28 protein-coding genes are annotated in these 26,153 nt (G+C 45.6%); 12 read left to right on the forward strand and 16 right to left on the reverse strand.

The window, feature by feature from the left end:
* The first annotated feature begins 65 nt into the window (after positions 1 to 65).
* The 4 genes from QUA58_RS14770 (at position 66) to QUA58_RS14785 (ending at position 3,574) form a co-directional block, all read left to right on the forward strand.
* Positions 66 to 1,265, forward strand: coding sequence for a hypothetical protein (locus tag QUA58_RS14770; protein WP_333254915.1), 1,200 nt, complete (start codon positions 66 to 68; stop codon positions 1,263 to 1,265).
* Between the two features lie 24 nt (positions 1,266 to 1,289).
* Complete coding sequence (locus tag QUA58_RS14775; RefSeq protein WP_333394621.1) at positions 1,290 to 2,924, forward strand: hypothetical protein; 1,635 nt, start codon at positions 1,290 to 1,292, stop codon at positions 2,922 to 2,924.
* A 217-nt stretch (positions 2,925 to 3,141) separates the two neighbouring features.
* Positions 3,142 to 3,354 carry a type II toxin-antitoxin system HicB family antitoxin gene (locus tag QUA58_RS14780; protein WP_333394622.1) on the forward strand — a complete coding sequence of 71 codons (213 nt, stop codon included), beginning with the start codon at positions 3,142 to 3,144 and terminating at the stop codon, positions 3,352 to 3,354.
* Positions 3,347 to 3,574: a type II toxin-antitoxin system HicA family toxin gene (locus QUA58_RS14785; RefSeq protein WP_333394623.1), complete on the forward strand. Its 228-nt coding sequence runs from the start codon at positions 3,347 to 3,349 to the stop codon at positions 3,572 to 3,574. The genes QUA58_RS14780 and QUA58_RS14785 overlap by 8 nt, the downstream gene beginning before the upstream one ends.
* 160 nt (positions 3,575 to 3,734) lie before the next feature.
* On the opposite strand, the gene QUA58_RS14790 is transcribed toward QUA58_RS14785, so the two are convergent.
* The 6 genes from QUA58_RS14790 to QUA58_RS14815 form a co-directional block, all read right to left on the reverse strand.
* Positions 3,735 to 4,037: a transcriptional regulator gene (locus QUA58_RS14790; protein WP_333394624.1), complete on the reverse strand. Its 303-nt coding sequence runs from the start codon at positions 4,035 to 4,037 to the stop codon at positions 3,735 to 3,737.
* A complete protein-coding gene (locus QUA58_RS14795; protein ID WP_333394625.1) occupies positions 4,024 to 4,368 on the reverse strand; it encodes a type II toxin-antitoxin system RelE/ParE family toxin in 345 nt (114 codons plus the stop codon). The genes QUA58_RS14790 and QUA58_RS14795 overlap by 14 nt, the downstream gene beginning before the upstream one ends.
* A 55-nt stretch (positions 4,369 to 4,423) precedes the next feature.
* The gene (locus QUA58_RS14800) at positions 4,424 to 4,663 is read right to left on the reverse strand and encodes a DUF2283 domain-containing protein (RefSeq protein ID WP_333271588.1); all 240 of its coding nucleotides are present in this window, start codon (positions 4,661 to 4,663) and stop codon (positions 4,424 to 4,426) included.
* 791 nt (positions 4,664 to 5,454) lie between these two features.
* Positions 5,455 to 5,883: a heavy metal-responsive transcriptional regulator gene (locus tag QUA58_RS14805; protein ID WP_333224123.1), complete on the reverse strand. Its 429-nt coding sequence runs from the start codon at positions 5,881 to 5,883 to the stop codon at positions 5,455 to 5,457.
* 103 nt (positions 5,884 to 5,986) lie between these two features.
* Positions 5,987 to 6,280 carry a hypothetical protein gene (locus QUA58_RS14810; protein WP_333120947.1) on the reverse strand — a complete coding sequence of 98 codons (294 nt, stop codon included), beginning with the start codon at positions 6,278 to 6,280 and terminating at the stop codon, positions 5,987 to 5,989.
* 354 nt (positions 6,281 to 6,634) lie between these two features.
* The gene (locus tag QUA58_RS14815) at positions 6,635 to 6,805 is read right to left on the reverse strand and encodes a hypothetical protein (RefSeq protein WP_172186391.1); all 171 of its coding nucleotides are present in this window, start codon (positions 6,803 to 6,805) and stop codon (positions 6,635 to 6,637) included.
* A 167-nt stretch (positions 6,806 to 6,972) separates the two neighbouring features.
* Here QUA58_RS14815 and QUA58_RS14820 point away from each other — a divergent pair, with 167 nt between their 5' ends.
* The 3 genes from QUA58_RS14820 (at position 6,973) to speA (ending at position 11,202) form a co-directional block, all read left to right on the forward strand.
* Entirely contained in the window at positions 6,973 to 7,563 is a 591-nt protein-coding gene (locus QUA58_RS14820) for a DUF3611 family protein (protein ID WP_333254903.1), read from the forward strand.
* A gap of 168 nt (positions 7,564 to 7,731) precedes the next feature.
* The gene (locus QUA58_RS14825; RefSeq protein WP_333394626.1) at positions 7,732 to 8,883 is read left to right on the forward strand and encodes a helix-turn-helix domain-containing protein; all 1,152 of its coding nucleotides are present in this window, start codon (positions 7,732 to 7,734) and stop codon (positions 8,881 to 8,883) included.
* Positions 8,884 to 9,192: 309 nt separating this feature from the next.
* A complete protein-coding gene (gene speA / locus QUA58_RS14830) occupies positions 9,193 to 11,202 on the forward strand; it encodes a biosynthetic arginine decarboxylase (protein ID WP_333394627.1) in 2,010 nt (669 codons plus the stop codon).
* Positions 11,203 to 11,434: 232 nt separating this feature from the next.
* Here the strand turns inward: speA and QUA58_RS14835 are convergent, their stop codons facing one another.
* The 8 genes from QUA58_RS14835 to QUA58_RS14870 all read right to left on the reverse strand — a co-directional run bounded on the left by QUA58_RS14835 (position 11,435) and on the right by QUA58_RS14870 (position 20,457).
* Positions 11,435 to 12,598 (reverse strand): NDP-sugar synthase, encoded by a 1,164-nt coding sequence (locus QUA58_RS14835; RefSeq protein ID WP_333254896.1) that lies wholly within the window; start codon positions 12,596 to 12,598, stop codon positions 11,435 to 11,437.
* Between the two features lie 476 nt (positions 12,599 to 13,074).
* Positions 13,075 to 13,887, reverse strand: coding sequence for a segregation/condensation protein A (locus QUA58_RS14840; RefSeq protein ID WP_333254895.1), 813 nt, complete (start codon positions 13,885 to 13,887; stop codon positions 13,075 to 13,077).
* Between the two features lie 66 nt (positions 13,888 to 13,953).
* Positions 13,954 to 14,343, reverse strand: a complete 390-nt coding sequence (locus QUA58_RS14845) for a LapA family protein (protein WP_333254893.1) — start codon at positions 14,341 to 14,343, stop codon at positions 13,954 to 13,956.
* Positions 14,344 to 14,543: 200 nt separating this feature from the next.
* A complete protein-coding gene (locus QUA58_RS14850; protein WP_333254891.1) occupies positions 14,544 to 15,368 on the reverse strand; it encodes a DUF3153 domain-containing protein in 825 nt (274 codons plus the stop codon).
* A gap of 225 nt (positions 15,369 to 15,593) precedes the next feature.
* Positions 15,594 to 16,901, reverse strand: coding sequence for a TldD/PmbA family protein (locus QUA58_RS14855; RefSeq protein ID WP_333394628.1), 1,308 nt, complete (start codon positions 16,899 to 16,901; stop codon positions 15,594 to 15,596).
* A 352-nt stretch (positions 16,902 to 17,253) separates the two neighbouring features.
* Positions 17,254 to 19,239, reverse strand: coding sequence for an adenylate/guanylate cyclase domain-containing protein (locus QUA58_RS14860; RefSeq protein ID WP_333394629.1), 1,986 nt, complete (start codon positions 19,237 to 19,239; stop codon positions 17,254 to 17,256).
* 289 nt (positions 19,240 to 19,528) lie between these two features.
* Entirely contained in the window at positions 19,529 to 20,050 is a 522-nt protein-coding gene (locus tag QUA58_RS14865) for a tetratricopeptide repeat protein (RefSeq protein WP_333394630.1), read from the reverse strand.
* 47 nt (positions 20,051 to 20,097) lie between these two features.
* Positions 20,098 to 20,457 (reverse strand): single-stranded DNA-binding protein, encoded by a 360-nt coding sequence (locus tag QUA58_RS14870; RefSeq protein WP_190663675.1) that lies wholly within the window; start codon positions 20,455 to 20,457, stop codon positions 20,098 to 20,100.
* Between the two features lie 330 nt (positions 20,458 to 20,787).
* Here QUA58_RS14870 and QUA58_RS14875 point away from each other — a divergent pair, with 330 nt between their 5' ends.
* The 3 genes from QUA58_RS14875 (at position 20,788) to mreD (ending at position 23,252) form a co-directional block, all read left to right on the forward strand.
* Positions 20,788 to 21,795, forward strand: a complete 1,008-nt coding sequence (locus QUA58_RS14875; RefSeq protein ID WP_006632285.1) for a rod shape-determining protein — start codon at positions 20,788 to 20,790, stop codon at positions 21,793 to 21,795.
* Positions 21,796 to 21,882: 87 nt separating this feature from the next.
* A complete protein-coding gene (gene mreC / locus QUA58_RS14880) occupies positions 21,883 to 22,689 on the forward strand; it encodes a rod shape-determining protein MreC (RefSeq protein WP_333394631.1) in 807 nt (268 codons plus the stop codon).
* The gene (gene mreD, locus QUA58_RS14885) at positions 22,686 to 23,252 is read left to right on the forward strand and encodes a rod shape-determining protein MreD (protein WP_333302669.1); all 567 of its coding nucleotides are present in this window, start codon (positions 22,686 to 22,688) and stop codon (positions 23,250 to 23,252) included. The genes mreC and mreD overlap by 4 nt, the downstream gene beginning before the upstream one ends.
* A gap of 115 nt (positions 23,253 to 23,367) precedes the next feature.
* Here the strand turns inward: mreD and QUA58_RS14890 are convergent, their stop codons facing one another.
* A complete protein-coding gene (locus QUA58_RS14890) occupies positions 23,368 to 24,159 on the reverse strand; it encodes an HAD family hydrolase (RefSeq protein WP_333254879.1) in 792 nt (263 codons plus the stop codon).
* A gap of 250 nt (positions 24,160 to 24,409) precedes the next feature.
* Here QUA58_RS14890 and argB point away from each other — a divergent pair, with 250 nt between their 5' ends.
* Both argB and QUA58_RS14900 read left to right on the forward strand, forming a co-directional pair.
* A complete protein-coding gene (argB, locus tag QUA58_RS14895) occupies positions 24,410 to 25,321 on the forward strand; it encodes an acetylglutamate kinase (RefSeq protein WP_333394632.1) in 912 nt (303 codons plus the stop codon).
* 163 nt (positions 25,322 to 25,484) lie between these two features.
* On the forward strand, positions 25,485 to 25,748 hold the full coding sequence (locus QUA58_RS14900; protein ID WP_333254875.1) for a DUF4926 domain-containing protein: 264 nt from the start codon (positions 25,485 to 25,487) through the stop codon (positions 25,746 to 25,748).
* Between the two features lie 119 nt (positions 25,749 to 25,867).
* On the opposite strand, the gene QUA58_RS14905 is transcribed toward QUA58_RS14900, so the two are convergent.
* Positions 25,868 to 26,044, reverse strand: a complete 177-nt coding sequence (locus QUA58_RS14905; RefSeq protein WP_333254873.1) for a hypothetical protein — start codon at positions 26,042 to 26,044, stop codon at positions 25,868 to 25,870.
* Positions 26,045 to 26,153 lie beyond the last annotated feature (109 nt).

Raw genomic sequence — 26,153 nt, forward strand, 5'->3', positions numbered from 1 at the left:
ATTAGGAAATAATTTATACTTAAAGCAGAAAATATTAGGCTCAGCGCTAGTTGTATCTACCTGTTATGACACAACCGAATATTCTGGAACTCGCGAAACAGGGAGATGCAAAGGCGATCGCGCTTCTGCTGAACCGCCAGCTACAAGCCAAGGGCATCACCGCCGCAGCTTCCCTTAAGGATGGTTGTTTACAGGTGATGCTGGAATCTGCAGAAGCGCCTAGTCAGCAAGTTTTGGCCCCGTGGGTGAGTAAGTCGATCGCTGGTTTGGGGGCTGCATCGATTGAGAAAGTCAAGGTTTACGGGCGACAGACGGGGGCGAAGGTGCCGGCGTGGAGTCAAGAGTTTGAAGTGGCGGGGCTAAAGTTGCCTGTTACGGATTTTACAGAGGGGCGGGCAAGTTCTAGTGAAAATACGGAGTCAAATCAGCTTAGTTTTAAGGAACGGGCTAAGCTTGGGGATGTGGAGGCGATCGCATCTCTGTTAAATCTTCCGTTACAGAATAAGGGGATTAGTGCGACTGCGAGTTTGCAAGATGGTTGTTTACAGGTGATGCTGGAGGGCGATCGGGTTCCTGATGAGGAGGCTTCTATCAGGATTGTCCGCAGGGAGTTGACGAATTTGAAGGCGGGGGCGATCGCTTCTGTGAAGGTTTACGGGCAGCAGGTGGGTGAAGATTTCCCGGTGTGGAATCGAGAGTTTGAGCTAAAGGCAGAGGTTAGTTCAGATTCCAAAAAATTATCAACAGATAAATTTTCCAATTTGACTGATCTATTGAATCCGATTATTGATTTGCTTAGAGAACGAAAATTTAAAGAATTGTTAGACATCGGCCAAAATTATCTTAATGAAAATCCCGATCGTCAAAAACGTTTGATTGTAGTAGGAGTTATTGTCTTAGCAACTCTAACCTTTAAAGGAATACCTTTTTTTGGTTTCAATCACAATATTAAAGGCTCACTAACACTCAAGGATGACTTCTTCGGTGGAGTGGGTCAGTTTTGTAATGGAAAAGGAGGTTACGGGGATATTAAAAGTGGTAGGCAGGTGCTAGTAAAAGATCATAAAGGAGAAACTATTGCGACTGGAGAGTTAGGCATAGGTAAAATAATATCTGATAACCACTGCCAATTTTCTATCGAAGTGAATGGTATAAGAAAAGCAGAGTTTTACACAATTCAGATCGGTAGGCGAGGCGATTTGACATATTCATATCAAGAGATGGAGGATAAAAACTGGGAGCTAAACGTGTCTTTGGGTGATTAATTAATAGTTAAAGGAGAGTAAATCATGTCAGATTTAGAGTACCTTGTAAACGAACTGCCCCAACTTGCTGATAGTATGAAACTTACTATTGGCAACTCTAGCGATATTAGACGGGAAATAGAGCGAATTAGCAACATTCAAAATAAACTAAATATTATTGAAAATAAGCTTCAAGAAGTATTGGACAGTGAAAAATTTAATAAAGGAGTTCTTGGCGCAATCCCTTTCTTCGGAACAATAGCCAGCTTTTTTATTCCTGGTGGATTTTTAGTAGATGCACTTCTCACGGCAGGGAGTAACTTACTTGCTGAAAAATTGGGCGAGCCAGATAAGGAAACGTCTCTTGCTGACTTAATAGAAAATGTTGAAAACTTAATTGATTGGGGCGATGGTCTAAAAAATATAGCCGAGAATATTTTAAATGATTCACAATTATTGCTCCAGCTAGAATTGGAAAGGAAATCTCTAAGTCTCCCTGAAGAAGTAAGGCAAATTGATGAAGATTTAAGAATTCACATAGACTTTGATCAAGAGCAAAGTTTAAGGCAACAGGTTCAGCAAATAAAGGTAGCTCAAGAACAGCTAAAACAGGTTCAGCCAAAACTGGATAGTATCGTACAAAATCTTGAACGTAATGTCGAGCCTATTGAGCGCATAAAAGCTTTTATATCTTACTTTGGGGAATCAGTGTTTGCGATAGAATGGTTTGATGAAGAGCATGGGCTTATTATCTCTTATGAGGGTCAAACTACAACATTAGGAATTATCTTGAATGAATGTGTATCTTTAAAAGAAAAAGCTAATGCTTTAATTGACCGGGCTAATAGGTTAAGAGGAGAGGCTGAACAATCTCTTAAGCACCTAGAAAAAGAACGCCGTCGCAAGGAACAAAAAAAACCTAGTCGTAAGCAAAGTGAAAGATCCACACAGACAGGAGAATCTCTAAATTCTATTGACCGTACCATGTCTTCAGAGCAAAGACGCGGGGGTAGAAGTGGCTGGATACTGATACTATCCACACTGACTCTAGGAGTTTTGGGTTTTGTCGGCTGGAAAACTACCTTTCAAATTTCACCGAGTCAGCAGACAATACCAAATTCGGGAATTCCTCTAAATGTTGGAGAGCAAAAAACAAATTCTGAAGCTTCACCCACCTTAACACCGACTCCTCAGCCAGACCCAACAGCAACAAATTTAGCAGCAGCTCAAAAACTAGCAATGGAAGCTGCCGTTATGACTCAAAATCCACCTCATCCACTAGAAAATTGGCAGCAAGTACAAGGGAAGTGGCAGGAATCAATCAAATTGTTAGAGGCAATTCCAGACAATTCGCTTGTTGCAACTCAAGCTCAAGAAAAGCTAAGTGTTTATCGAACTAACTATCAGGCGATTACTAATAGAATTGTCACTGAACAGAAAGCAGCCACTAATTTAGAAGCTGCCCAAAAACTAGCAGGGGAAGCTGCCCTCATGGTGAATAATCCACCTCATCCTAAAGATGTCTGGCAGAATGCTCAATCAAAATTGCAGCAGGCCATCAACTTGTTAAGTTCTATTCCTCAAGGTACATTTGTGGAAGCTCAAGCTAAAGAAAAGCTTGCTGATTATCAGAACAACTACACGCTAATAAGCAACAGAATCAAAACTGAAGCTCCTTGATTTTATCCATATTACCAATTAAGTTTTAAATTACCAGAGATTAAGCCCGCTCCCTAGCTGCTGATATCCTAGTTACTACAAAAGCGCGATCGCCCTTACGTCCCAATTTGTCAAAAAGTGCTATCGCACTTTTGCCCCTATACTTGCAAAAAAAATCCATCCGAGATAAACTAGAAATAGAAACTAAGCAACCTCTGATGATTGAAGCAAAAAACCTATGAGCACCCAAAGCTTCACAGCCATCATTTACAAAGAAGAAGATATGTATATTGCCGAATGTCCCGAAGTCGGCACAATTGACCAAGGCGAAACCATAGAACAAGCGATCGCTAATCTCAAAGAAGCTACAAGGCTCTATCTCGAAGAGTGTCCTTTACCCGACGAAATCACTCCCAGGTTTGTAACTAGCATAGAGGTTAGCTATGCCTAGGTTGCCCAGAATATCAAGCCTAGAAGTAATTCGCGTACTAGAGCGTTTAGCCTTTTATCAAGCCAGACAAACGGGTAGCCACGTTGTCCTTAAAAAGCCTCTTCCAGACGGAGAAATTGTTTGCGTTGTGCCACTCCACCGCGAGTTAAAAATTGGTACTCTCAGCGGTGTTCTAAAGCAAGCAAAGGTCACACCTGACGAGTTTATAGCTAATTTATAAGTGAGAATAACCGGGTTTCCCAGTAGATGAGTTTTTGTAGCTTGTAGGGGTCGATCGCGAGCGTAATGAAATAACGATCGCCCTTACATCCCAAATTGTCAAAAAGCGCGTGAAGCGCAGCTATCCCGTAGGAATCGCCCTAACTATTTTATTAATTAACCTACTTTAATGCGACAGCTAACTGGAACCCCAGTTTATCTAGTAAAACTATCAAAGCATAAATTTCCTCGCCCCCACTCTCAGACAACATTCGATCGAGCTTCTCATATATAAATTTAGCTTCCGTCGATAACTTATTCATTTGCAAATAAGCATCCACCACATCTTTAAGCCCTGCTCGCAGCAATTCTGGTTCTGGTGTTTCTGACTCTAATTCCAACATGACCTCGATATAGCTAGCAGCACTTTCAGGGCTTTTCAGAGAAGAAATCAAGTATTCGTGGTAGCTTCTACTTGTTGGCATTTTGAGTTCTTTCATATTCTATCCAGTATTTTTTAGCTTGGCTAATATCTTGCTCTTGAGTGCTTTTATCACCGCCACATAGCAGCAACACAACTGTTAACCCGATTTGTCCAAAATAGATCCGATAGCCAGGGCCATAATCAATCTTAAGTTCATAAACTCCGGCTCCTACTGAGCGATAATCTCCCAGATTGCCTAGCTCAACTCGCCTGAGTCGTTTCTTGATTTTAGATACAGTTTTCGTATCTTGAAAGGAATCAAGCCATCCTTCAAACGGACTTGTCCCATCGGCTTTTAGGTAGTTCTGTACTTCTCGTGGTTGAGCTTCCATAATTTTAACACAGGCGATCGGGATTTTAATGGAGTGCTAGCGTCTAGCCACTTTTTTAAGCCTGATAACTCAAGTGCAAATCACCGACAATTGGTAATTCAAATACATTACTTTCTCGCAACCGCTTTGAGAAAAACATAACTTCCAGATTTTCAATTTCCTCCGTGTCAGGATTGAGACGAGCCACAATTCCATAGTCTAGTTCTTGCGATTCTTGCTCTGCATAAGGCGAACATTTATTGACGTACAAAATATCCCCAATAGCATCGTATTTAAAAGTTAATTTTTCTGCCATATTATCTCTCCTTGGGTAACATTTTTTGTTAAGTAAGCTGTCACAATCCAATAGCGCTGTGTGGGATCTGTATCATTCACAACAGCTACTACAACATACCTACCCTTGCGACCCTTACCAAACTGCTGTGAAAATAGAAGAGTATTGCCGAAACGTAAATCACATCGAACCTCATCTGGGTCAGCTAGAGTTTTAGCAATTCTTTCCTGATAAGATGGTAGCAAATCGGGATGTGTCTCGACAATATGTAGTTCTCGTTCTTCAGTGAGTTAAACCTCACTATCGAGATATGGACAGAAAAATTGTGTTGTCACATTCCTCCATTCTTGCCAGTCCTAGTTACCTAACTTTTAGATTACCATAATTACCTGATAAGTTTAGGGATCGCCCTTACATCCCAAATTGTCAAAAAGCGCGTAGATGTAACCAGCCGCAGGCAATGGGCGCAGCATCGCTATGTCTGTAGCAAATCCCCATCAGTCAACAGTTGATACTAGAAAACATCAGTCTAAAAAATACTTGACAGTGAAAATCTAGCGGTGTATTATAGGAGTAGTGCATACAATTAAAAACATGAGACTAAAAAGTTGGGAGTCTCCCCGCAGCGAGGGTAGAAACTCCAAAGGTAAAGGCGGCTCAGCCAGGGCTCGGCAACTCAAAAAGCAACAGCAAACTCTGCGAAAACAGTTAAAAGCTCAACACGATCGACAAAACACCAACAAAATCACCAACAAAACCATCAAGGGAAGGAAACCGATAATTCCTTCCCTTTTTTTGTATCTTTCTACCGCTCAATCCCGCTGAATGTTCGGACAAATCGTGCTAGTAATGCTCGCCTGCGAGGGCTGCTCTTGCCAGCAGTTGAGAATGCCTTGCAACTCCCTCTTCAAAGTTTCTAAGGCAGCAATTTGCACGGAAATTTCCTCTACCTTAGCCGTGAGATGCTGCTTCGCTTCCGAGCAAGGCAACTCTCCCCGATCGCGAACCTGTAAAATATCCTTAATCTCCTGAAGGCTCAAACCCAGAGTCTGAGATCGTTTAATAAACGCCAACCTGTTGAATACGGTTTCGCCAAACAAGCGATAACCCGCGGGCGATCGCTTTACCGCAGGAGACAGCAAGCCCATCTCCTCATAGTAACGAACAGTTTTCACCGACAAACCACTACAGGCAGCTACAGAGCCAATTTTGTACAGTTTCTCGGCAACAGAAATATTCATAAACCAAGCATCCAAGATCGAAAGACTTTCTTGCCCTATCTTTTAGTGCCTCAGATCCAGGGAGTCGATCGGCACATCGCCCAGTCACCATTGCCCAGTAATCTTAATAAGGAGGATTTTTTTTAGACACGTTAAGCACGGGCAACTGAGGTCTAGAAGACTGAGGAGGAAGATAGTATTCGGGAGCAGGTGCGGGTTGTTCGGCTCCAGAGCGGTAAAATTGCCACCAGCGGAGAGCCATCGCCACCCCAGCGGTACCCAGCCCAAAAGCCAATAAAGAGCCACTGGCACCGATGCTGCCGATGGCTGCATCGACAACACCCACTGTCACAACAAAGCTGGTAATTGGCTCTCTACGGTAAGCTGACCTCAAAAGTCGCGTCCACGAAGCATTCATTTGGTTTTACTCTGTTCTATATTTATTTACAAGCTCTAAAACTTAGAGTTGGCGGAACGATCAGGATTTCTAGCTCAAATACTAGCTTCACCTAAATTAATCTTCTCGCCTGTGGGGAATTGTACGGGAGCGAGGCAAAATTGCCAAGCTTGTCAAATCAAAATTCCACCCCATATACACCTCCAAAAGCCAGCTATTGCATTCGGGAACAGATCTCTCTCGGCGGAGAAGTCGCTGGGCTTGTTTGTAATTAATATTTTAATCAATTCCCGAATTTGTCGCGGTCAGCACAAGTCACACCCGCTGCCGTTCGAGTCAAGACAAAGTGTAAGGCTGACCGCGCCATTGCTAAAATTAGTTGAGACCTAACCAGGACAGCAAGCCCTGGCCTGTGACATACTCGATAATTAAAGTTAAAGAAAAACCGATCATCGCGGCTCGACCGTTAAGGCGTTCCGCGTAGCTGTTGAAGCCAAACTTTGGCTGTTCCAGTTTGGGAGTGACCGTGGGTTGTAGTTGTGTCATTGCTTTGGGTACCTGGCGATCGACGCTATTCAAATGTGAAATCCAATGTTAGTTACAAATCTTAAACATTGCTACTTCTATTATAAAGAGGGTTAACCGCCGTCAACCGTCCCCGAAGAGAAAAAAGTGCTGCCAACTAATGCCAATTAATTATACCCGCTCAAAATATGACTAATCAGTTAGATAACGATAAGCTTCCTGTCGCCGTACAGCGAGTTGCCTTTGCCCTTCGTACAACAGGCTGGGTTTGCTTCTGGGTACAGGTAGTGCTAGGGGTGGTAGCGGCGATCATTTTGCTCTTTGCCATCCCCTTCGCGCTCCCCAGGGCTAGCGCCGCTGCGGGTTCCACCAGTGCTGGCACCGGCGGGGGCGTATTTTTTGCCATTTGTGGGCTAGCCGTACTCGCTTACAGCGTATATCGCTCTTTCCGCTTCACCCGTTTGTCGAGACAACTGCGATCGCCCGCTAACGCTGTCCGCCCCAAAAAAGCAGACACCATCAAAGAGGTGCGGCTGGCACTTTTTAGCAACTTGTCAGGAATGGTGCTGACGCTGATCGGCGCAGAAGCCATCAGCGGCACCCTTTTAGCCAAATCTCTAGCTCAGCCGCAAGCCTTGTTCGGTGCCGCAGTTGATGTGGGCCGATTTATTCAGCCGCTAGATATATTTGTGGTACTCGCCAATACTCACGCCACTGTTGCCCATTTTGTCGGGATTTTCGGGGCTCTTTGGTTGCTCGATCGCATCCACAAGCAATAGAAAATTGGTCAGTGGGAATTGCGCCTCTCCCACTCTCCCACTCTCCCACTCTCTCACTCTCCCTCACACTCTCTCACTCTCCCACTCTCCCCCAACCGACATCCGGAATCACTGCCAACCTGTCGAAGAACGTACTCAGATACCTTCTACCAAGACAACATGAATATCATGGCACTGAAACCCGAGGCTTATTTTGGGGTGACAGATCACCCAACTATTGAAATTTCTCAAGAAAGTTTTCGTTCTGTCCTAGGTCAAATAGAAGCTGAACTCATCTGTAGCGACACCTATAGCCAAGCTCTAGCTAGCCTGCAAACAATGTTGGGCGAAGCAGCCTCCGCTGCCGAAATTTTAATTAGAGCAGTTAGCAGAGAAGCCGTCAAGCTCGCATTCGATCGATTTCCCAAACAAAACAAAATTGAACCGCAAGTAGCCCAAGAGAGTTTTGCAGCTTTAAGTCCTGCCATTGAGACGGTGACAGAAATTCAAGAATTGGAGCCACCATTAGCTGCTCCTGTCTTCTATTGGCGCAGCGCTAGTGTGGAAGCGCCGCCCCAAACCGAGTCCGACACCGAAGAAAATTCCGATCGAGACACTAACACTTCTGAAGACAGCAAACAAGCGCCCCAAGACGAAATTAAAGTCGAGTCGGCTCCAGCTGCAACTGTCACCGTCCCCGGAAAATCCTTCCCAGGGTTCGGTTTTCCCAAAAAGCCGAAAAAACTCACCAAGGAAGAAGAAGCAGCAAAAGCAGTTCAACAGCGAGAAGAGTGCTTGCAGGAGTTGGGTAGAGAATTGCGTAAGGGACGGCAAGTTCGCTCCCTATCCCTGCAGCAACTCCACAGTCAAACTCTCGTGCCGCTGCACCACATCGAATCGATCGAAAATGGGGAAATCGACAAACTGCCCCAAGATATTTACGTTAGAGGTTTTATCCGCAGACTCGGCGACGCCTTGGGACTAGACGGCAGCGCTATGGCGAATGCTTTGCCCAAACCCGCTCCCACTCCAATTCCCAGTATGTATGTGTCTGTTTCCGATTCCGACTCAGGCGAAGGCTTTCAAATGCGTCCGGTGCATTTGTACATTGGCTACACCGCTTTGATGGCTGGGGCTGTAGGGGGTTTGGGTTGGCTGTCGCAGCAACCCGTGGTGCCAGGAGCACAGGCAGTACCTCAACCGCAGGTGACACCGCCAGCCTCAGTTGCACCGGCTCAGAAGACCCCAGAAAAAGCACCTCAACCGGGCTTGAAGAAGTCTAATAACGGGGCATTGATGATGGGGGCTGACATGGCGCCGCCGGAGGTGATTTTTGGTTAGTGTGTGTCGGGCGATCGATCGTCCGACAACTCTCTTGGTGCAGGTGAACTCGGAAACCGATTTCCGAGTTCACCTGCATAGGGATACTTGCTTGAAGAAATAAGTCCTGGAGAGCAATCACGGTGGAGATTTTAGTTAAATCCCCGATTTTCATCCATCTGTAGAGTCAATTCTAAAATCTTTAATCTAAAATCTTTAATCTAAAATCGCCCGCCCGTTTACCCAAAGTGATTTTTTAACTGCATCAGGAAACCCGATATGTGCGATAAACTATCTATTTGACCACTCCTAAAAGAGGTTTCCGATAAGATGAGTTCCCCAGCCACCGCTGCTTTCTCCGATCTCGATCCGCTATCGACTCACTCGCCAACAGTCACGAGTTTGGCGGCACCAGACAGTGCTTTGGTAACGGCGGCTCAACTGCCAAAAGCATCTTGGACAATAGAAGATAGTGAGAAACTCTACCGAATTCAAGGTTGGGGCGAACCGTATTTTTCGATCAATGCAGCCGGTCACGTTACAGTGTCTCCCAAGGGCGATCGCGGCGGTTCCCTCGACTTGTGCGAACTGGTAGAATCCTTGAAACAGCGAAATTTGGCTTTGCCCCTGCTGATTCGATTTTCTGATATTTTGGAAGACCGGATCGATCGCCTAAATTCCTGTTTTGCCAGAGCGATCGCTCGCTACAATTACAAAAACGTCTATCGCGGTGTCTTTCCAGTCAAATGCAACCAGCACCGACAATTAATTCAAGATTTGGTGCGTTTCGGTCAACCCCATCACTTCGGACTGGAAGCCGGATCTAAACCGGAATTAATGATAGCTTTGGCGACCTTGAAAACCCCAGGCGCTTTATTAATTTGTAACGGTTACAAAGACCGCGAATACATAGAGACTGCTATTTTAGCGCAGCGGCTAGGGCAAACTTCCGTAATTGTGCTGGAGCAAATAGAGGAAGTAGAACTCGCAATCACAGCTAGCAAAGCATTGGGAATTAAGCCGATTTTGGGAGTGCGAGCCAAACTCACTACCAAAGGCGTTGGCCGCTGGGGAGGCTCCACGGGCGATCGGGCAAAATTTGGCTTGACAATTCCTGAAATTATGCGTGCAGTCGGCGAACTAGAAAAAGCTGGAATGCTCAATTGTTTGCAGTTACTGCACTTCCACATCGGCTCCCAAATTTCCTCAATTAGCGTCATCAAAGACGCCATTCGAGAAGCCAGCCACATTTATGTAGAATTAGCTAAATTGGGAGCTAATATGAACTACTTGGACGTAGGCGGTGGACTCGGCGTAGACTACGACGGGTCTAAAACAAACTTCCACGCTTCCAAAAACTACAATATGCAAAACTACGCTAACGACGTAGTAGCGGGAGTGAAAGATGCCTGCGACGAGCGCAAAATCCAGGTTCCAATTATCATTAGCGAAAGTGGGCGGGCGATCGCATCTCACCAATCAGTGTTAGTTTTTGACGTACTCGGTACTAGCGATGTCCCCAGAGAAGTACCCGAACCAGTAGACGAAAACGCCCACCAAATTCCGCGCAATCTCTACGAAATTTACCAATCTATCAGTCCAGAAAATTACCAAGAAGTTTATCACGATGCTATCCAATTCAAGGAAGAAGCAGTCAGTTTATTTAACTTAGGCTATTTGGGAATTGCGGAACGGGCAAAAACCGAACAGTTGTACTGGGCTTGCTGCGATAAAATACAGAAGATCGCGCGGCAGAAAGAATACGTATCTGACGATTTGGAAGACTTAGAAAAGGTGATGGCGTCCATTTATTACATCAACTTATCTGTTTTTCAGTCAGTACCGGACAGTTGGGCAATTAACCAATTGTTCCCTATTATGCCAATTAACCGACTCGACGAAGAACCAACTCAACGCGGTATTTTAGCCGATCTTACCTGCGACAGCGACGGCAAAATCGACCAATTTATCGATTTGCGAGATGTGAAGTCGGTTTTGGAACTGCATACTCTCAAACCTGGAGAACCTTACTATTTGGCGCTATTTTTGGGAGGTGCTTATCAAGAAATTATGGGCAACCTTCACAACTTATTCGGCGATGCTAATGCAGTTCACATTCAGCTAACACCTTCTGGCTATCATATCGAACACGTTGTGAAAGGAGACACTATGAAAGAAGTCCTCAGCTACGTACAGTACGATTCAGAAAATTTGGTTGAAAGCATCCGCCGTCAAACAGAAGCAGCTTTGCAGCAAAATAAAATTACTCTTTCCGAGGCCCAACTTTTGCTGCAAAATTACGAGCGGAGTCTCAGCCAGTATACTTATCTTCAGTCTTAAAATGTAGGGTGCAACTGAGATGTTGCACCACTGTCAATAAGCCTTTTATGAACAGGCTTTCCGGCCTGTTCCACAAGAAAATCTACTCTTTGTGGAACAGGCCGGAAAGCCTGTTATTGAGAATGGTGGAAGATGTGAGGTGCAACCTAAGCACAATACCAGAATTAAAAGCTGAGATCATAAATGTAAAAGTAGGGTGCGCCTAGCGCACCTTACCTTGAGCAATTAGCAATTATTCAGCATGGCCGAGAATTTCTGCGATCGCCCGCCGCTCTTCTCCGTGGTGAGTCGGTAAAACTTGGCGAGCGTCAGTAATCAGCCAATCGAGAGCCGCCGCTTGCAAATCGATCGCAGCCCCGGTTTTATCAACGCAGTAGCGCCCGAACACCAGTTTATCAACCAACCGCACCTCCGGCCCCAAACGGGAATACTCAAAAATCACGCTGTTTTCCACAGTTGCGCCACTGCAAAGCCAGCAATTTGGGCCAATCATTGTCGGCCCGACAATTTTTGCTCCATCCTCAATGATCGTCATCCCGCCAATGTAAACAGGCCCAGTAATATCAACCTTATCCCAGTTGACAGCTACATTCAAACCAGCGTAAATGCCGGGGCGCACTTCAATTCCTGGAATCGAAACATTTTTAACTTGTCCGAGCAGCACGCTCTGAATTGCCCGCCAATAGTCAGGAACTTTGCCGATATCCACCCACTCAAAGTCCATGCTAATCCCGTAAAAAGGCGCGCCTGCTGCTACTAGCGCGGGGAATAACTGCGAACCGATATCGTATTCCTCGCCCGAAGGAATGTAATCGAATATTTCCGGTTCAAAAATATAAATACCAGTGTTAATGTCGGTACTCAGAGCTTCCTCTACAGAAGGTTTTTCTTGGAAAGCTTTAACTTTGCCAGACTCGTCTGTTACCACCACTCCGTAACTGGGAACCTCCTCGCGGGGAACCGATTTCATAACAATAGTAGCGATCGCCCCTTTTTCCCGGTGCCACTTCACAGCAGCAGTCAAGTCCAAGTCAATCAAAGCGTCGCCGCACAGCACCACAAAAGTATCGTCAAAAAACGGCGAGAAGTCCTGGATTCGTTTCATGCCACCAGCCGAACCGATAGCCTCTCCAATCATTTTTCCGTCCTCAATTCGCCCTTCAAAAGAATAGGCAATTTGTACCCCAAACTTTTGACCGTCGCGGAAGTAGTTTTCAATCACGTCTGCCAGGTGGGAAACGTTGACCATAATTTCGTCAAATCCGTGCTGGCGGAGCAATTCAACCAAAAACTCCATCACTGGCTTTTGCAGGATGGGAATCATCGGTTTGGGTATTGTCTGAGTAATAGGACGGACGCGAGTGCCTTTACCGGCCGCCAGAATCATCGCTTTCATTATTAACTTCCTCAACCCTCTGTTAATTGATATAAACTCAACAATTAGATGCTAGCGGTTGCGATCGTCGAAGCGATCGATCACAGCAAAATCCTGACCTGTTTATAGGCGACATCGTACCAGGCTATCAATCATTTATTCCGAATTTACCTGGATTTAAGAAACCAGGTATCGGGAATCAGCAAGAACTTCACACTCCCGCTCTCCGCATTCGGGACTCAGCAACAGAATGCCAGAGAGCGAGATTCTGCCTAGAATCTTAACCGACGCAGTGGCATAGTTATTAGACCTCTTGCAAAAAAAATCTATGTTACAATTAAAGGTTTTGAGTTTGAGACCCACGAAGCTCACTCATAATTGTCAAGTGCTGATATAACCTGCAATCTGCTCCACTTAAGCCAAACGTTTGATTATAGCATAAAATTATTTTGCAAGAGGTCTATTAGTTTCCTCCGAGAACCTAATACCCTGCAAGCTCAAAGCGCGCGGATTTTGAGGTCTTGGTAAAACTCCTCTTGAAGCAACTCTACTTTAGACTGAGCCGATAGCAGCAACAACGCCCAAAAAATACCCACGCGGTCATGATTTGGCAAGTGAACTTCCCCACTAGATACCGGGTGTTCTGGGTTGACAGGAGAGTTCAAGTCGTTATGGTGCCAAAGCTCTAGCAATTTGTCCAAGTCCAGCCAACCCTCGTCAATTTCCTGGCCCCGCTGAGCCAGAAACCGTTCGAGTTCACTAGCAGTTTCTACAAGATTTTCTTGGTGAGCTAGCTCAAAGATAGCCTGGGCCGCTTGCGATCGCATTTTGGAGGTAGGGCGGCGGCGGGGGGTAACTGTCTGCTCCATTGCTGCTTTCATTAGCTGCAACTGCTCAATCAGTTCTGGGAGTGTCACCGGGCGTTTTTGCGGTAGTTGAGCTACACCGCGACGGCGCAATTGCCGCTCTAAATGCTGCGGCAAATGTCGCCCGCCTGAGTGTTCTGCGTCTTCGAGGGCGGCTTCGTCCAATTCGGGATTTGGCGGGGGTTCTGAGAGGACAATACTTTCTGCTTTGAGCAAAACCAGCATTGAAGCGTACAAAAACGCTTGGCCGGAGTGGGACAAATCGGAGAAATCCGAACTCTGATCTGCATCGCAGGCGTTCGTAAGCTTGCTCAGACATCGATCGAACACTTCAATTACCTTAACGTCCCAAGGATCAATTTCTCCCCGTTCGGCTAGGTCAATTAAAATTGCGATCCCCTCTGAAATCGTTTCTAAGCCATCTTGGTCTCGGGAAACGGCCATTCGATTTTATATTTTAGATTTTAGATTTTAGATTTTGCCTCTCGGAAAACGAGAGAGCATATCAAGTTAATTGGCGGTCATTTCAGCAGTTGTGCCCTCAATGGCTGCTATTTCTAAACTTATCGGTTCTGCACTTTCTAACAAAGGTTGTTTGCCTTCTACTTCGGCTTTATAGCGTTCAAGATTTTGTTCTAATTCCTGAATCCGCTGCTCTTTTTCGCGAACTTGGCGGAGTTGTTGGCGCGACGCGAGGGTTCGCTGCAGTCTCGACCACAGACTGAACAGCCACGCTAGAGTTGCCCCTAATCCGGTCGCTACAATTAGTTCTACGCATAGTGGAGCTTTAACTTGGACGCCTTCGATAACTTGAATCGCGACTGGCTGTGTATTTTCGATGCTGAAAAATACTAGAGCCAAGCAAATCAGAAAGATGAAGAAGAAATTTAGCGCTCGCATTTTCTCTGTTCCTAATTCTCAATTCAGGTTAAGCAAATTATTTACCATTTGTCAACTGTTTCTTGAAAGATATTCTCAGTTCTTGTGATAAGATCAAATCCGGTGAATTAACCATAATATCCGGGGAGGGGCGGGTTTATTGGAGTTCTGAGAGTTGATTGAAGATATTGGTTAACCCGCCCCTCTAGGACATATCCTCTTTAGGTTTGACCGATGTTTTGCGGTTTCTTGCCGATTAAGAGTGCTGGCAATATTTTATATTTCAAAGCAATGCCTGCGGCTACAAACAAGGAAATAATCAGCGCCCCAATTCCTACCGGGCTGGGAATCCAGAATATCGCCTCCAAATAGTTAACTTCTCCGGGTTTGAGCTTCCAAACTAACTGTTTTCCCTGCTGATAGCTTTCGGGAACCAGCGCACCGGCGACAGTTTCAATACTTTCGGCACCCCAAGGCGTGTTCAAGCTAAAGTCAAGCTCCAAAAGTCCCCCCGGACTCAGCAGCAGACTGCCGTTAGAAGAAAGCAGTGAAAGAGAGCGCAAATCCAATTCCAAACTCAACCGATTTCGCAGCACCAATAACAAATTATTCTGCTTGACACTAAGGTGAGATTCAAACTTCGGCAAATCGGTTTCTAGCGGACTTGCAACCCGAGATTTTGCGGTTTGTGCGATCGGATTGTAAAATTGGTTAAACTTGTCTTCTAACTCAGCGCCATTATTGAAAGGAATCCTGACTAGAACTTCTGTATCAGAAAGCCGTTTAGTTTTCCCATCCAGCAATCTCACCCGTTGTTCTACGCTTTTCAACCAATCTGCAACTGTTTCGCTGCTGAAACTCGTCAACCTTTCCCCGAGTTTAATGTGCTGCACGATTTCGCCGCGAGTTTGACTCTCAAAGTTAACTCCGACATCGTACTGAACACAGCCAGTCACTAGAGTTAAAAGACACAAGACAAAAGGTAAAAGAAAGAAAAAGTTTTTTTCCCTCTTCCCAGTTCCATCCTTGACAATTTCCTGCTTCATTTTACCTTTTTTCCTATTTTTACCTTTAAACCGCTTCTAAAAACCTGAAGAACTCATTCAACTGTCAACTGTCAACTGTCAACTGTCAACTGTCAACTGTCAACTGTTTAAGGTACAACCAATAGTCCGGCAAGGGTTGAAACCCCTGCCTCAAAGCTCAAGTCATCTCAAGAGGACTGAAGAACTCATTCAACTGTCAACTGTCAACTGTCAATTGTCAACTATTTAAGATTGCCTCGAAGCTACACCCAACTGTTGAAACAGCATACTCGGCAAATATGCCGCACCGCCTACCCATTCGGCTTCGCTGCTTAAATCTGCCAAATTTTTAAAGGCTTCAAAAATGCTGCCTGCCACCATTGTATTCTTGACGCGACCGACAATTTTGCCTTTTTCTACTTTGTAGCCTAAGTCCAAGTTGACAGAAAATTCGCCAGCTAACTGATTGGATTGGCCGGCACCTAAAACTTGCTCTATTATCAGGCCTTCGTCCATGCTAGCAATCAAGTCTTGGGTGCTGGTATTTCCTGGGGAAATGCAAAAGTTAGTCAAATCAGGGCCCGGGCGCGACAATCCGCCGCGAAAACCGTTGCCGGTTGATTGTACACCGGCGCGAGCGGCCCATCTGCGATCCCAATAAAATCCGGTGACGGTGCCTTTGTCTATCAAGGTTTTGCGGGTGGTGGGTGTACCTTCGTCGTCGAAGGGACAAGCAGAAGGGCCGTAGGTGGGGTCTTCAAAAAAGGTGAAGCGTTCGTCAAATAAGGTTTCGCCGATTTTGTCGGCTAGGGGAGATGCTTTTTGGACTACTGCTTGACCTGAAAGGATTGTATCAAAGAGGCTGCCTAATGTGCTGGCGGCGGCTCTGGGGGTAAATAAGACTGGGTAGGAACCGCTGGTGATGCTGGCTGGATGTTCGGCGAGGCGGTATTTTTCGAGGAGTGATTGCAGGATGCTGTTGGTGTCCAGGGGTCGATCGCGCGCAACATCGTAACTGTATGCTTGCATAAAGTCTTCTCCTTTTACCAAGTTGCCTGCGATCGTCCCGCTGACTATTTGGCTGCTTCTTTCGGCATACACATCTTGCGTCGTGGCAATTTTGACGCGGCCGCTGCGGACGTGAAAGCCTACATCTACCATAATATCGGGATTGTAGGCGTGAACTTGCTCGATGAGGTTTTTGCCGTTTTCGACTAATTCGGCAGTTTTGGGCGGAGTGTAGGTGGTTTCCGGGCCTTTTAGGTGGAAGTTGGAGGCGAGTTCAAATTCTGCGGGGTCGCCGATTTCGGCAGTTTGAATCGCTGCATCGACTAAATCGTCTATCCGCGTTAAGTCTGTGGAACTAGCAAAGCCGATTTTGCCTTTGTGAATCAGCCGGAGTGCTACGCCTTGCAGTGCTTTGGTTTGCAGGGATTTGAGGCGATTGTTTTCAAATTCGATGGGGGTGTCTTGACTCGACAGGTAGTATACTTCAGCGGCATCGGCTCGCTGACTTGCCAATTTCAATATCTGTTCTATGGTGGAATCGCTCACAATAATCGCCTTTCTGGTTGGTCTTTGTTTTATTTTAGCGATTTTGGGTGTGGCCAGAAACCGGGTTTTTTCCCAAAATATCGATACACCGCCGAAAAACTGCGAAAAACCCGGTTTCTTTGATTTTGGGTACGGCCAGAACTCGCAAAGACTTAGAAACCTGGTTTTTACTGAGAAGACGCGCTGTAGCCGACTGATTCGCAAAAAAAACCGGTTTCTCGACACCCGCGCGTAAAACCATCCATCGCTTGATAGAATTCATCTTCCGAAGCATTTTATAGCGCCAAAACTTTTCCCTGGCTGGAAGAACAAGTTAACAGTTATTCACCTATCGAATGCTAGTGGCTAATATTCATCCCCCCCGACCCAAAAGCCAATAGGTCATCATTTCTCCTCTTCCTTTGACCTGGATCGTACCCCTTGGCTCTAGTAAGTATTTATGCTGTAATTTGAGATAAGTCGCATCGGAGACTTGAATGTATCCCGGTTTACCGTGGGATTCCATCCTTGAGGCGATATTCACCGCATCACCCCAGAGGTCATAGATAAATTTCTTAATCCCAATTACTCCCGCAATTACAGGCCCCGTATTAATCCCGATCCGAATTTGTAGAGATTCCCCAAAAATATTCTCCACCTCTTGCATATAGGCGTGCATATCCAACGCCATGTTGGCGATCGCTTCGGCATGATCCGTTCGAGAAACGGGTAAACCACCAACTACCATGTAGGCATCCCCAATGGTTTTAATTTTCTCTAAACCATACTTTTCAGTGAGTTGATCGAAGGCAGAGAAAATTTGGTTCAAACCTGCTACCAATTGCATCGGCTCTATCCGAGCCGAGATCCCAGTAAAACCTACGATATCCGCAAACAAAATCGTGGCTTCTTCAAAATGTTCAGCAGGGGATTCATTAGTTCGCATGAGGCGATCGGCAATTTCCGCAGGTAAGATATTCAAAAGTAATTGTTCTGACCTTTCTTTTTCTTGGCGCAGTTCTCCAGTTCTTTGCTCCACTCTATCTTCCAACTCTTCATTTGCCAAATGGAGGGCATCTAGAGAATCCTTCAGTTGTTGGGTCATGCCGTTAAAAACGTTGGCTAATTTGCCAAGTTCAACAATGGAACTAACCTCGACTTGTTGGTTGAGATTGCCCCCAGCGATCGCTTCCGAAGCAGTGGTGATCCGCTCCACAGGACGGATAATCCGGCGAGCGGTCAGAATACCCAACAAAATTGCCAAAATCAAAGTTGCTAAACAGAGCAGGATTGTAGTCTGAGTATTGGCATTAATTTGATCCATAAAATCTGCTTCTGGAATAGTCACTACCACCAACCAGTCAATACCTTTACCATCTCGAAAAGGAGCGACTTGGACGAAATAATTTTTACCAGCGACGGTAAATTTCAGTTGATGAGATGCTTGGATATTTTGAAAATCCTGAAACTGCTCTAGCAAAGCTTGACTCGCTTTTTGGGTGATGGCATTGCTACTATTGACAACCTTGAGTCGTTCAATTCGTTGTTCTGGCAGTTGGACAACCTTTTCTGGGTAATATTGAAAGGGCTTTTCCCCTGTAGAGGTGGCAATCATTTCTCCAGAACGTTCCAGAATAAAACTTTGCCCAGTTTTACCGATTTTGAGTTTACTTAAAAAATCCCCAAACATTACCAGATTTAAGCTTGTCATCCACACTCCTTGCAGCTCTCCAGTCTTGGTATATAGGGGTTTGCCAGCGGCAATGTATAGGTATTTACCTGTAATGTGAGGATACAGTTTTGCCCAAACAGCTTGCTTTTGCTGGACTGGAATTTTATAGTAGGGGCGTTTGCGGGGGTCAAAGTTAGGTTTCCCGGCGTTGATAATTTCCTGGCGTTCCCCTTCTGGACTGGCGGTATAGGTAGTCAAAGTGTGGTTATTTTCTACCTCCGAAGTACGGATGACGATCGCGCCATCATCCTGCCGCTCACCAGCAAAAAACTCCTGATTGGGGGTAACAAAAGCTGCGGCAGCAATAAGGGGAAAGGCAGGGAGTTGTCCCCATAGAAACTTCTCTACGTCTCTCCCATTATTAAGATCGATGCGGTTTTGGCTCAGGGCTGTATCATAGTTTTCAAAGCATTGAAAAGGAATAGCCACCAAATAAGTTAGATTTTCCTTGATGCGATCGCTAGTATCATTCCGCAACTGAGTAGCTACGTCATTTACTGCTTTTTGACCGTTTCTATAGGAAAGATAACCGACAACAGCCACTGCTCCAACTGTTTGGACAACAAATGGAACAATTAGCAGTATTTGTAGGGGAATTTTTCTAAAAAGTCCAGGTAATAATGGCATCCTTAAGAAGCTTTGGCAAGTAATGTTGCCATTACGGGACAAAAAATAACCCTGAGCGATAGATCTAACTCTTGCTGCCTATTTTGTCATGGACGATCGGAAATGCTGAATTTTGATACAATTTTTTACACTCAGCAATAGCAACCCTTTGCTAAGGGTTGGAAATTAATATTTTTTCACCGTTTAAGTAGATAGGCCCTGTAAAAAGGAACTATGTAAACGATTATAAAGTATTGAAATGCGCTAAGCGTGGCTGGCTTAGGGTTGTTTACATTAAGTTGAAGTTAGCCTAACTTAGCCATACTAAAGAGCAAACAATTATAATTGTTGCAATTAACGCCACCCAAATAAACTGATTATCTTTCGTATTAACCTGGCTCAAATCAACAGGTTCCGGTGCAACTAATTTGGGTTTGGCGTACTTGATATCAGCCTTGGGATTGGCTTGAAAACTGATTGATTGATTTTCATCCAAAGCTGCTAAATCGGGGATTTTCACCATCCATTCGGGAGGGATGGTGAGTTTGGGGGCTTCGAGTATGAACAGCAAGCGCTTGGCTTGCTGGCGGGTTTCTTGGCGGGGATGGCGGGTGAGTTTGCGGCAAAGCTCGATCGCCCTTTCTGTATTGCCAGAGGCTTCGTAGGCTGTCACTAGCCACATCTGCACCTCACCGCCTAACCGGGAATTTCGATCGACTAAACCGGTAGCTGTTTCTAAACTCTGCACAGCTTCAGCATACCGGCCACTCTCAAAAGCTACTTGCCCAGCTTGGTACTCAGTTTGAACAATTTCTAACTTTTCTGAAGTCACGAGCACCCACCCAATTCACAAATATTACTTCCCAAATTCCCCAAACGCTAGAATTCGCTGTTGTGTTGCGACATACCCGACTCGTTGTCGCGTTTGGAACCCAGCAAGTCTAAATGGTCTACCTTAATTACTGGCTTCGAGCGATTTGAACCCGTATTGCGGTCTTGCCAGCGATCGAACTTCAAAGAGCCTGTTACGCCAATTAGAGAGCCTTTGCGAACGTAGTCAGCAGCAATCTGCGCTGTTTTGCCCCAGATTTCCAGATTGAACCAGTCTGGTTGATCGCTGTTCTTGGTTCTGCGGTTCACTGCCAGCGTCAAACTACACTTAACTGTACCCGACTCAAAATACTTCACGTCCGGGTCGCCGCCGACGCGGCCTACTAAAGTCACAACATTAAGACTCATAAACTTTTTTGGGAATGTGGTCGATCGGTGATGTAGTTAAACAGTCCATACGCGCACTAGCCTCCAAACTGAACTTGGAACAGCGCTTGTGAGGCTTCATCCTGATTGTACACCCAGTTACCAGAACATATTGATGGTGGATGATTGGCTCGGGGGCGCTCAACCTGAGTTCGACAATGTACATTTCTGACTAGACTCAGGATGAAAAACGTAATAGAATCCACCTCGGTTACACTTTTGTAACAACATTATTGCACACAATAGTATTTTAGTTTTTGGGGGGGGTACGAATCAGTGGGTCTTCTCAATCGATTTTCGTTATCTAGAGATATGGGTATCGACCTCGGTACTGCTAACACGCTCGTTTATGTGTCGGGCAAAGGTATTGTTCTGCAGGAACCTTCTGTAGTGGCGATCGACCAAGACTTAAAAATACCGCTGGCTGTTGGAGAAGAAGCTAAAAAAATGCTCGGGCGCACGCCAGGGAATGTCATAGCACTGCGCCCGCTTCGCGACGGGGTAATCGCAGACTTCGATACGGCCGAACTGATGCTCAAGACTTTTATCCGCAGAGTTCACGAAGGCAGAAGCTTGGTTTCGCCGCGGATAATTATTGGCATCCCCAGCGGTGTCACCGGAGTCGAGAGGCGTGCTGTCATTGAGGCGGCGACTCAGGCCGGTGCTAGAGAAGTACGGTTAATTGATGAACCCATCGCTGCGGCGATCGGGGCTGGACTGCCTGTTGCTGAGGCGACTGGCAATATGATTATAGATATCGGTGGGGGTACGACGGAAGTTGCGGTTTTGAGTTTGCAAGGTACGGTGATCAGTGAGTCTGTGCGGGTAGCCGGTGACGAACTCAATGAGGCGATCGTCCAATACATGAAAAAAGTTCACAATTTGGTCATCGGCGAACGCACTGCTGAAGAAATTAAGATTCAGGTAGGTTCTGCATATCCAACTCCAGAGGATGACGATGTAATGATGGAAGTGCGAGGCTTGCACTTACTGTCGGGTCTGCCGCGAACTGTTACTATCAAAGGCCCAGAAATTCGCGAAAGTATGTCGGAACCGCTTTCAGTAATTGTGGAAGCTGTCAAGCGTACTTTGGAACGCACCCCCCCGGAATTAGCAGCAGATATTATTGACAGGGGAATTATGCTGGCTGGTGGTGGCGCGCTGATGAAAGGTTTAGATACTCTGATCAGTCACGAAACAGGAATTGTCACTCATGTGGCAGCCGATCCCCTGTGCTGCGTGGTTTTGGGAACTGGTAGGGTATTGGAAAACAAACAGTTGGAACGGGTTTTCAGCGGGCAGTCGTCGCGTAATATGTAGTTAACAAATTTGGGATTGTGGATTTAGAAATACGGCTGCAATCTCAAATCTAAAATCCTGACTTAACAATTTTAGATTAGTGAAATTATGCTAAAAAATACATTCCGAAAGTGGTGGGATCTGCGGCTGCAAATTGCTCTTTTAGGTTTAGCTGTAACTGCGGCTTGGGGAGTTCGACAAACACAAGGTGCTGCAGTATTTGAAGTTTACAATTGGGTGACTCGTCCGTTTCACGCCAACGGCTCTGGGCAAGAACAGCTCATCTCGGCGCGCACTCAAGAATTGCAAGCGCAGGTATTAGAATTAGAAACTCAAAATCAGAAGCTAAAAGAGCTTTTAGGTTACGTTTCTGCTAAGAAACCTAAAGGGATTGTAGCTCCTATTGTTGGCCGCAGCGCCGACCACTGGTGGCAGCAAGTAACCTTGGGGCGCGGCAGTAACGATGGCATCAAAACAGATTTTACTGTGATGGGCCCCGGCGGTTTGGTAGGCCGGGTTGTCAGCGTTACTCCTAATACTAGCTTGGTGCTGTTAGTCAGCGACGCTACGAGTCAATTGGGTGTGGGAATTACTCGCAGTCGCAACATGGGTTTTATGCGCGGGAAAGGCGGAAATCAGGCTGTGATGGAGTTTTTTGAGAATGTTCCCAATGTCAAGCCTGGGGATGTGGTTTCAACTTCTTCTTACAGTCAGTTGTTTCCTCCTGGTTTGCCTGTGGGAAAAGTGGTTTCGGTGGATATGAATAAAACTCCGGCTCCAGAGGCTGTGGTTGAGTTCTCTGCACCGATGAATTCTCTGGAGTGGGCGGTGGTTTACCCCCATTCTAAGCAAGTCGAACCAAAGGATTCGCAGAGTCAATCTTCTGCACCATCTGAGGGAGTACAGCAGCAATGAAAGCTTTATCTCGGATGTCTTCGCGATCGCGCCAATTTCTCAACTTCGCAGTTACATTTCTATCTGTGATGCTGTGCATACTGATATTGCCCACTCGGATGCCGGGAATGGAATTGCTGGGAATTGGACCTAACTGGCTGTTAATTTGGTTGGTAGCTTGGAGTATTAAGCGGAAACGTACAGTTTGGGGAGCTGCTAGCATGGGCTTGGTTTTGGGGTTTCTTCAAGATGCGATGACGGCTCCTCATCCCACCCATGCTGTCAGTCTAGTTGTTGTAGGAGTCTTAACAGTTGTTTTGCAGAAAACCTGGTCGATTCCGGCAGATATTGTTGAGAGAGATCCGATTCCGATCGCGCTAATTGTGTTTGGGATGGCGGTGGTAGCGGAAACGGTGATGGGGCTGCAATTTTTTGCTATGGGCGATCGGGCTTTACTGGAAATTTGGAGCTATCACCAGCGAGTGGCTTTGTGTTCTGCTATTCTTAGCAGTCTTTGGGCTCCGGTGATTTATTTTCCTCTCAATCGCTTGTGGGAAATGACCAGGAATGTAGAAAAGCCTTAGTCATTAGTCAACAGTCAACAGTCAACAGTCATCAGTCATCAGTCATCAGTCATCAGTCATTCGTTAACAGTTAACAGTCAACAGTCTACAGTCAACAGTCAACAGTTAACTGTAGTCATTCTACTATTACTTGTTGGCCCAAACCTAATAAGTGATGAACGGCAATAATTAAGTCGCTGAGAATGAAATTAGGCTGGTGCTTTTGCAGTTGATGGCGGCTGCGAATGCCGCAGGTAACGGCAATTGTAGGTATTCCCAATGCTTGTCCCGCAAGGATATCTGCTTCGGTATCTCCGATCATCCAAGCCGAACCGAGAGATGACTCAAATTCTTCTGCAACTTCAGCCAACAATTCAGTTTTTAAGGCTGTATAGTTGTGATAGGCAGCATCGGGCATCTGAGTGCCGCGAATGCTGGTAAACAGTCGGGCTAAACCGTAATTTTGCAACAGTTGAACGGCTTGATTTCTCGGCCGCAGGGTGACTAAAATCAGCCGCACGCCGCGGGAGTGCAGAAGTGCGATCGCCCATTGCACTCCCGGCTGGATGCGATCTAAGTGCAATAAGTCTGGCTGATTGACAATCTGACTGACGCATCCGAGAAAAACGTGAATTTCTTCTCCCCACAAGCCGGAACTTTTGGCTATTTCAGCATCGGGTACTCGGTTTTGTTTCATTTGCCAAAACTGCTGTTTGCTGAGGATTTGAAGGTTGAGGTTGATTCCCCTAGCAAGATAAGCTGCTTGAGTATCGGCTAATCCCTGTTGATAGGTGGCATAGTAGCGATCGGACACATCGACTATGGGCCCGTCTAAATCGCAAAATACCGTCATCCAGGGAGACGAGTCAGCCTCTGATGGTAGCTTGTACTGAAGGTTTTCGGAGTCTTGGGCGACAGCAGTTAACATAAAACGTTAAGTAAATCAAGGGAACTATACATTTCTTGACTGTAGCAAAAAATGTATAAGTTATAATACATAAATTTTAATGAGTTTATTAAAAAAACCTATTAATTTTTTGAGGATGGGGCTCAATAAAGGCGATCGATCAAGCCGGCGCGTCGATAAAATTCAGGGAAAAAGTGATTTTTGTGGCTGTTAATATGTGCTTTAGCCATTAAAGTTTAGAATTAAGTTTTTAGTCTTTTGTAATTTACCCATGCTCAAACAAAGCGATTTTGTTAGGAATCCAGACACTAATCGAGTAGAGGTGCTTTCCGAAGCACTGCCTTACATTCAACACTTTGCCGGCCGCACGATTGTGGTCAAATATGGCGGTGCTGCGATGAAAGATAGCACTCTCAAAGACAAAGTTGTTCGGGATATTGTGCTGCTAGCTTGCGTGGGGATGCGTCCGGTTGTGGTTCACGGCGGCGGCCCGGAAATTAATATTTGGCTGGAAAAATTGGGCATTGAGCCACAATTTAAGGATGGTTTGCGGGTGACTGATGCGGCGACAATGGAAGTCGTAGAAATGGTTTTGGTAGGAAAGGTAAATAAGGAAATTGTTTCCTTAATCAACCAAGCTGGCGGCAAAGCAGTGGGATTGTGCGGCAAGGATGCCAATCTGATTCAAGCTCGTCCAGATGGCAGGGAAGGAATTGGATTTGTTGGTGAAGTCAGTGGCGTGAAAATCCAGATTTTGGAGTCTTTGGTTAACAGCGGTTATATTCCGGTGGTTTCGAGCGTGGCAGCCGATGAAAACGGTCAATCTTACAACATTAATGCTGACACGGTGGCTGGAGAAATCGCGGCTGGTTTGGGAGCAGAAAAATTGATTTTGATGACTGATACTGCGGGAATTTTGGAGGATTATCACAAGCCGGATACTCTGATTGCTAAGTTGGATATTCAAGAAGCGAGACAGTTGGTTGAGTCGGGAGTTGTGTCTGGGGGGATGATTCCGAAGGTTAATTGTTGTGTGCGGAGTTTGGCTCAGGGTGTGAAGGGCGCTCACATTATTGACGGGCGAATTCCTCATGCTTTGCTGCAAGAAATATTCACGGATGCGGGGATTGGCTCGATGATTGTGGCTTCTGAGTTTAGCGCGGGGAAGTTAAGGAATAAGTAAGGGGTAAATCCTAGCGTGGGGAGGGCGGGTGCGTGAAATGGGTAAACTCGCTGCGATCGCGTATATCCTAACTCAACCTGCCCCTATAAAGCTTAAGAAGGTACTTCTGGCAAATGACTTCAACTAATTCTAACCGTTGTTGAATTTCAGCTTTTCTTAAACTATGATCAAACACTTTAGAGTTTTGGATTCTGTTGCGATTCTCAAGCCGATTTCCAATACGCGATTAGCGCTAGTGGAACCAGAATACGCATCTATTTCTAGTTTGCCAGTTGGACTTGTGGGAACTATTGTTGAAGTGTATGATACGGGAAAGGAATCTCAGTATTTAGTGGAATTTGCTGATAGTCAAGGGATTGAATATGCTATGGCTATGTTGAAAGCTGATGAAATTTTAGTTCTGCAATATGAACTTGCATTTGCTTAGTTATGTGAGGAGCACAGAAGTTAGATAAAGGCGATTCCCTACGGGATAGCTGCGCTTCACGCACTTTGGGAAGGAAAGGGCGATCGCACTTTAGTTTGGTACTTAAATCGCGCGATCATTTAACGTGCAGTTTCAGCTTGAATTTCTCGAATAATAGTTGAGATTTCTTCTGCTGACTCAAGGTGTCTAGCGAGAACTTGAGCAGTTTTGTCCAGCAAGCGTTCTGAAAAGACTTTAGCTAAGTCTTCCCGTAAACCTTGCCCTATATAAAACTTAAGCAATGCTTCTACAGACATATCTCGATTTGTGGCTATTTTATCAAGTGATGCTGTCGGGGCGACAAGTCACCTATAACGCTGATAGAATAAGCCTCATAGCTCTTATGCCTTGTTGATAATTAGGTAG

Origin of the sequence: Microcoleus sp. N9_A1, assembly GCF_036701795.1 — a bacterium.
Taxonomy (GTDB): domain Bacteria; phylum Cyanobacteriota; class Cyanobacteriia; order Cyanobacteriales; family Microcoleaceae; genus Microcoleus.

Excerpts from the sequence above, each read along its gene's own strand:
- QUA58_RS14845 (WP_333254893.1), bottom strand. The coding sequence starts at position 14,343 with ATGCGAGCGCTAAATTTCTTCTTCATCTTTCTGATTTGCTTGGCTCTA.
- QUA58_RS14875 (WP_006632285.1), top strand. The coding sequence starts at position 20,788 with ATGGGTATCGACCTCGGTACTGCTAACACGCTCGTTTATGTGTCGGGC.
- QUA58_RS14805 (WP_333224123.1), bottom strand. The coding sequence starts at position 5,883 with ATGAATATTTCTGTTGCCGAGAAACTGTACAAAATTGGCTCTGTAGCT.
- QUA58_RS14905 (WP_333254873.1), bottom strand. The coding sequence starts at position 26,044 with ATGTCTGTAGAAGCATTGCTTAAGTTTTATATAGGGCAAGGTTTACGG.
- mreD (WP_333302669.1), top strand. The coding sequence starts at position 22,686 with ATGAAAGCTTTATCTCGGATGTCTTCGCGATCGCGCCAATTTCTCAAC.
- QUA58_RS14820 (WP_333254903.1), top strand. The coding sequence starts at position 6,973 with ATGACTAATCAGTTAGATAACGATAAGCTTCCTGTCGCCGTACAGCGA.
- QUA58_RS14850 (WP_333254891.1), bottom strand. The coding sequence starts at position 15,368 with ATGAAGCAGGAAATTGTCAAGGATGGAACTGGGAAGAGGGAAAAAAAC.
- QUA58_RS14810 (WP_333120947.1), bottom strand. The coding sequence starts at position 6,280 with ATGAATGCTTCGTGGACGCGACTTTTGAGGTCAGCTTACCGTAGAGAG.
- QUA58_RS14800 (WP_333271588.1), bottom strand. The coding sequence starts at position 4,663 with ATGGCAGAAAAATTAACTTTTAAATACGATGCTATTGGGGATATTTTG.
- QUA58_RS14860 (WP_333394629.1), bottom strand. The coding sequence starts at position 19,239 with ATGCCATTATTACCTGGACTTTTTAGAAAAATTCCCCTACAAATACTG.
- QUA58_RS14815 (WP_172186391.1), bottom strand. The coding sequence starts at position 6,805 with ATGACACAACTACAACCCACGGTCACTCCCAAACTGGAACAGCCAAAG.
- speA (WP_333394627.1), top strand. The coding sequence starts at position 9,193 with ATGAGTTCCCCAGCCACCGCTGCTTTCTCCGATCTCGATCCGCTATCG.
- QUA58_RS14900 (WP_333254875.1), top strand. The coding sequence starts at position 25,485 with ATGATCAAACACTTTAGAGTTTTGGATTCTGTTGCGATTCTCAAGCCG.
- QUA58_RS14775 (WP_333394621.1), top strand. The coding sequence starts at position 1,290 with ATGTCAGATTTAGAGTACCTTGTAAACGAACTGCCCCAACTTGCTGAT.
- QUA58_RS14835 (WP_333254896.1), bottom strand. The coding sequence starts at position 12,598 with ATGAAAGCGATGATTCTGGCGGCCGGTAAAGGCACTCGCGTCCGTCCT.
- QUA58_RS14825 (WP_333394626.1), top strand. The coding sequence starts at position 7,732 with ATGGCACTGAAACCCGAGGCTTATTTTGGGGTGACAGATCACCCAACT.
- QUA58_RS14770 (WP_333254915.1), top strand. The coding sequence starts at position 66 with ATGACACAACCGAATATTCTGGAACTCGCGAAACAGGGAGATGCAAAG.
- QUA58_RS14785 (WP_333394623.1), top strand. The coding sequence starts at position 3,347 with ATGCCTAGGTTGCCCAGAATATCAAGCCTAGAAGTAATTCGCGTACTA.
- QUA58_RS14890 (WP_333254879.1), bottom strand. The coding sequence starts at position 24,159 with ATGTTAACTGCTGTCGCCCAAGACTCCGAAAACCTTCAGTACAAGCTA.
- QUA58_RS14870 (WP_190663675.1), bottom strand. The coding sequence starts at position 20,457 with ATGAGTCTTAATGTTGTGACTTTAGTAGGCCGCGTCGGCGGCGACCCG.
- QUA58_RS14840 (WP_333254895.1), bottom strand. The coding sequence starts at position 13,887 with ATGGCCGTTTCCCGAGACCAAGATGGCTTAGAAACGATTTCAGAGGGG.
- QUA58_RS14790 (WP_333394624.1), bottom strand. The coding sequence starts at position 4,037 with ATGCCAACAAGTAGAAGCTACCACGAATACTTGATTTCTTCTCTGAAA.
- mreC (WP_333394631.1), top strand. The coding sequence starts at position 21,883 with ATGCTAAAAAATACATTCCGAAAGTGGTGGGATCTGCGGCTGCAAATT.
- QUA58_RS14780 (WP_333394622.1), top strand. The coding sequence starts at position 3,142 with ATGAGCACCCAAAGCTTCACAGCCATCATTTACAAAGAAGAAGATATG.
- QUA58_RS14795 (WP_333394625.1), bottom strand. The coding sequence starts at position 4,368 with ATGGAAGCTCAACCACGAGAAGTACAGAACTACCTAAAAGCCGATGGG.
- argB (WP_333394632.1), top strand. The coding sequence starts at position 24,410 with ATGCTCAAACAAAGCGATTTTGTTAGGAATCCAGACACTAATCGAGTA.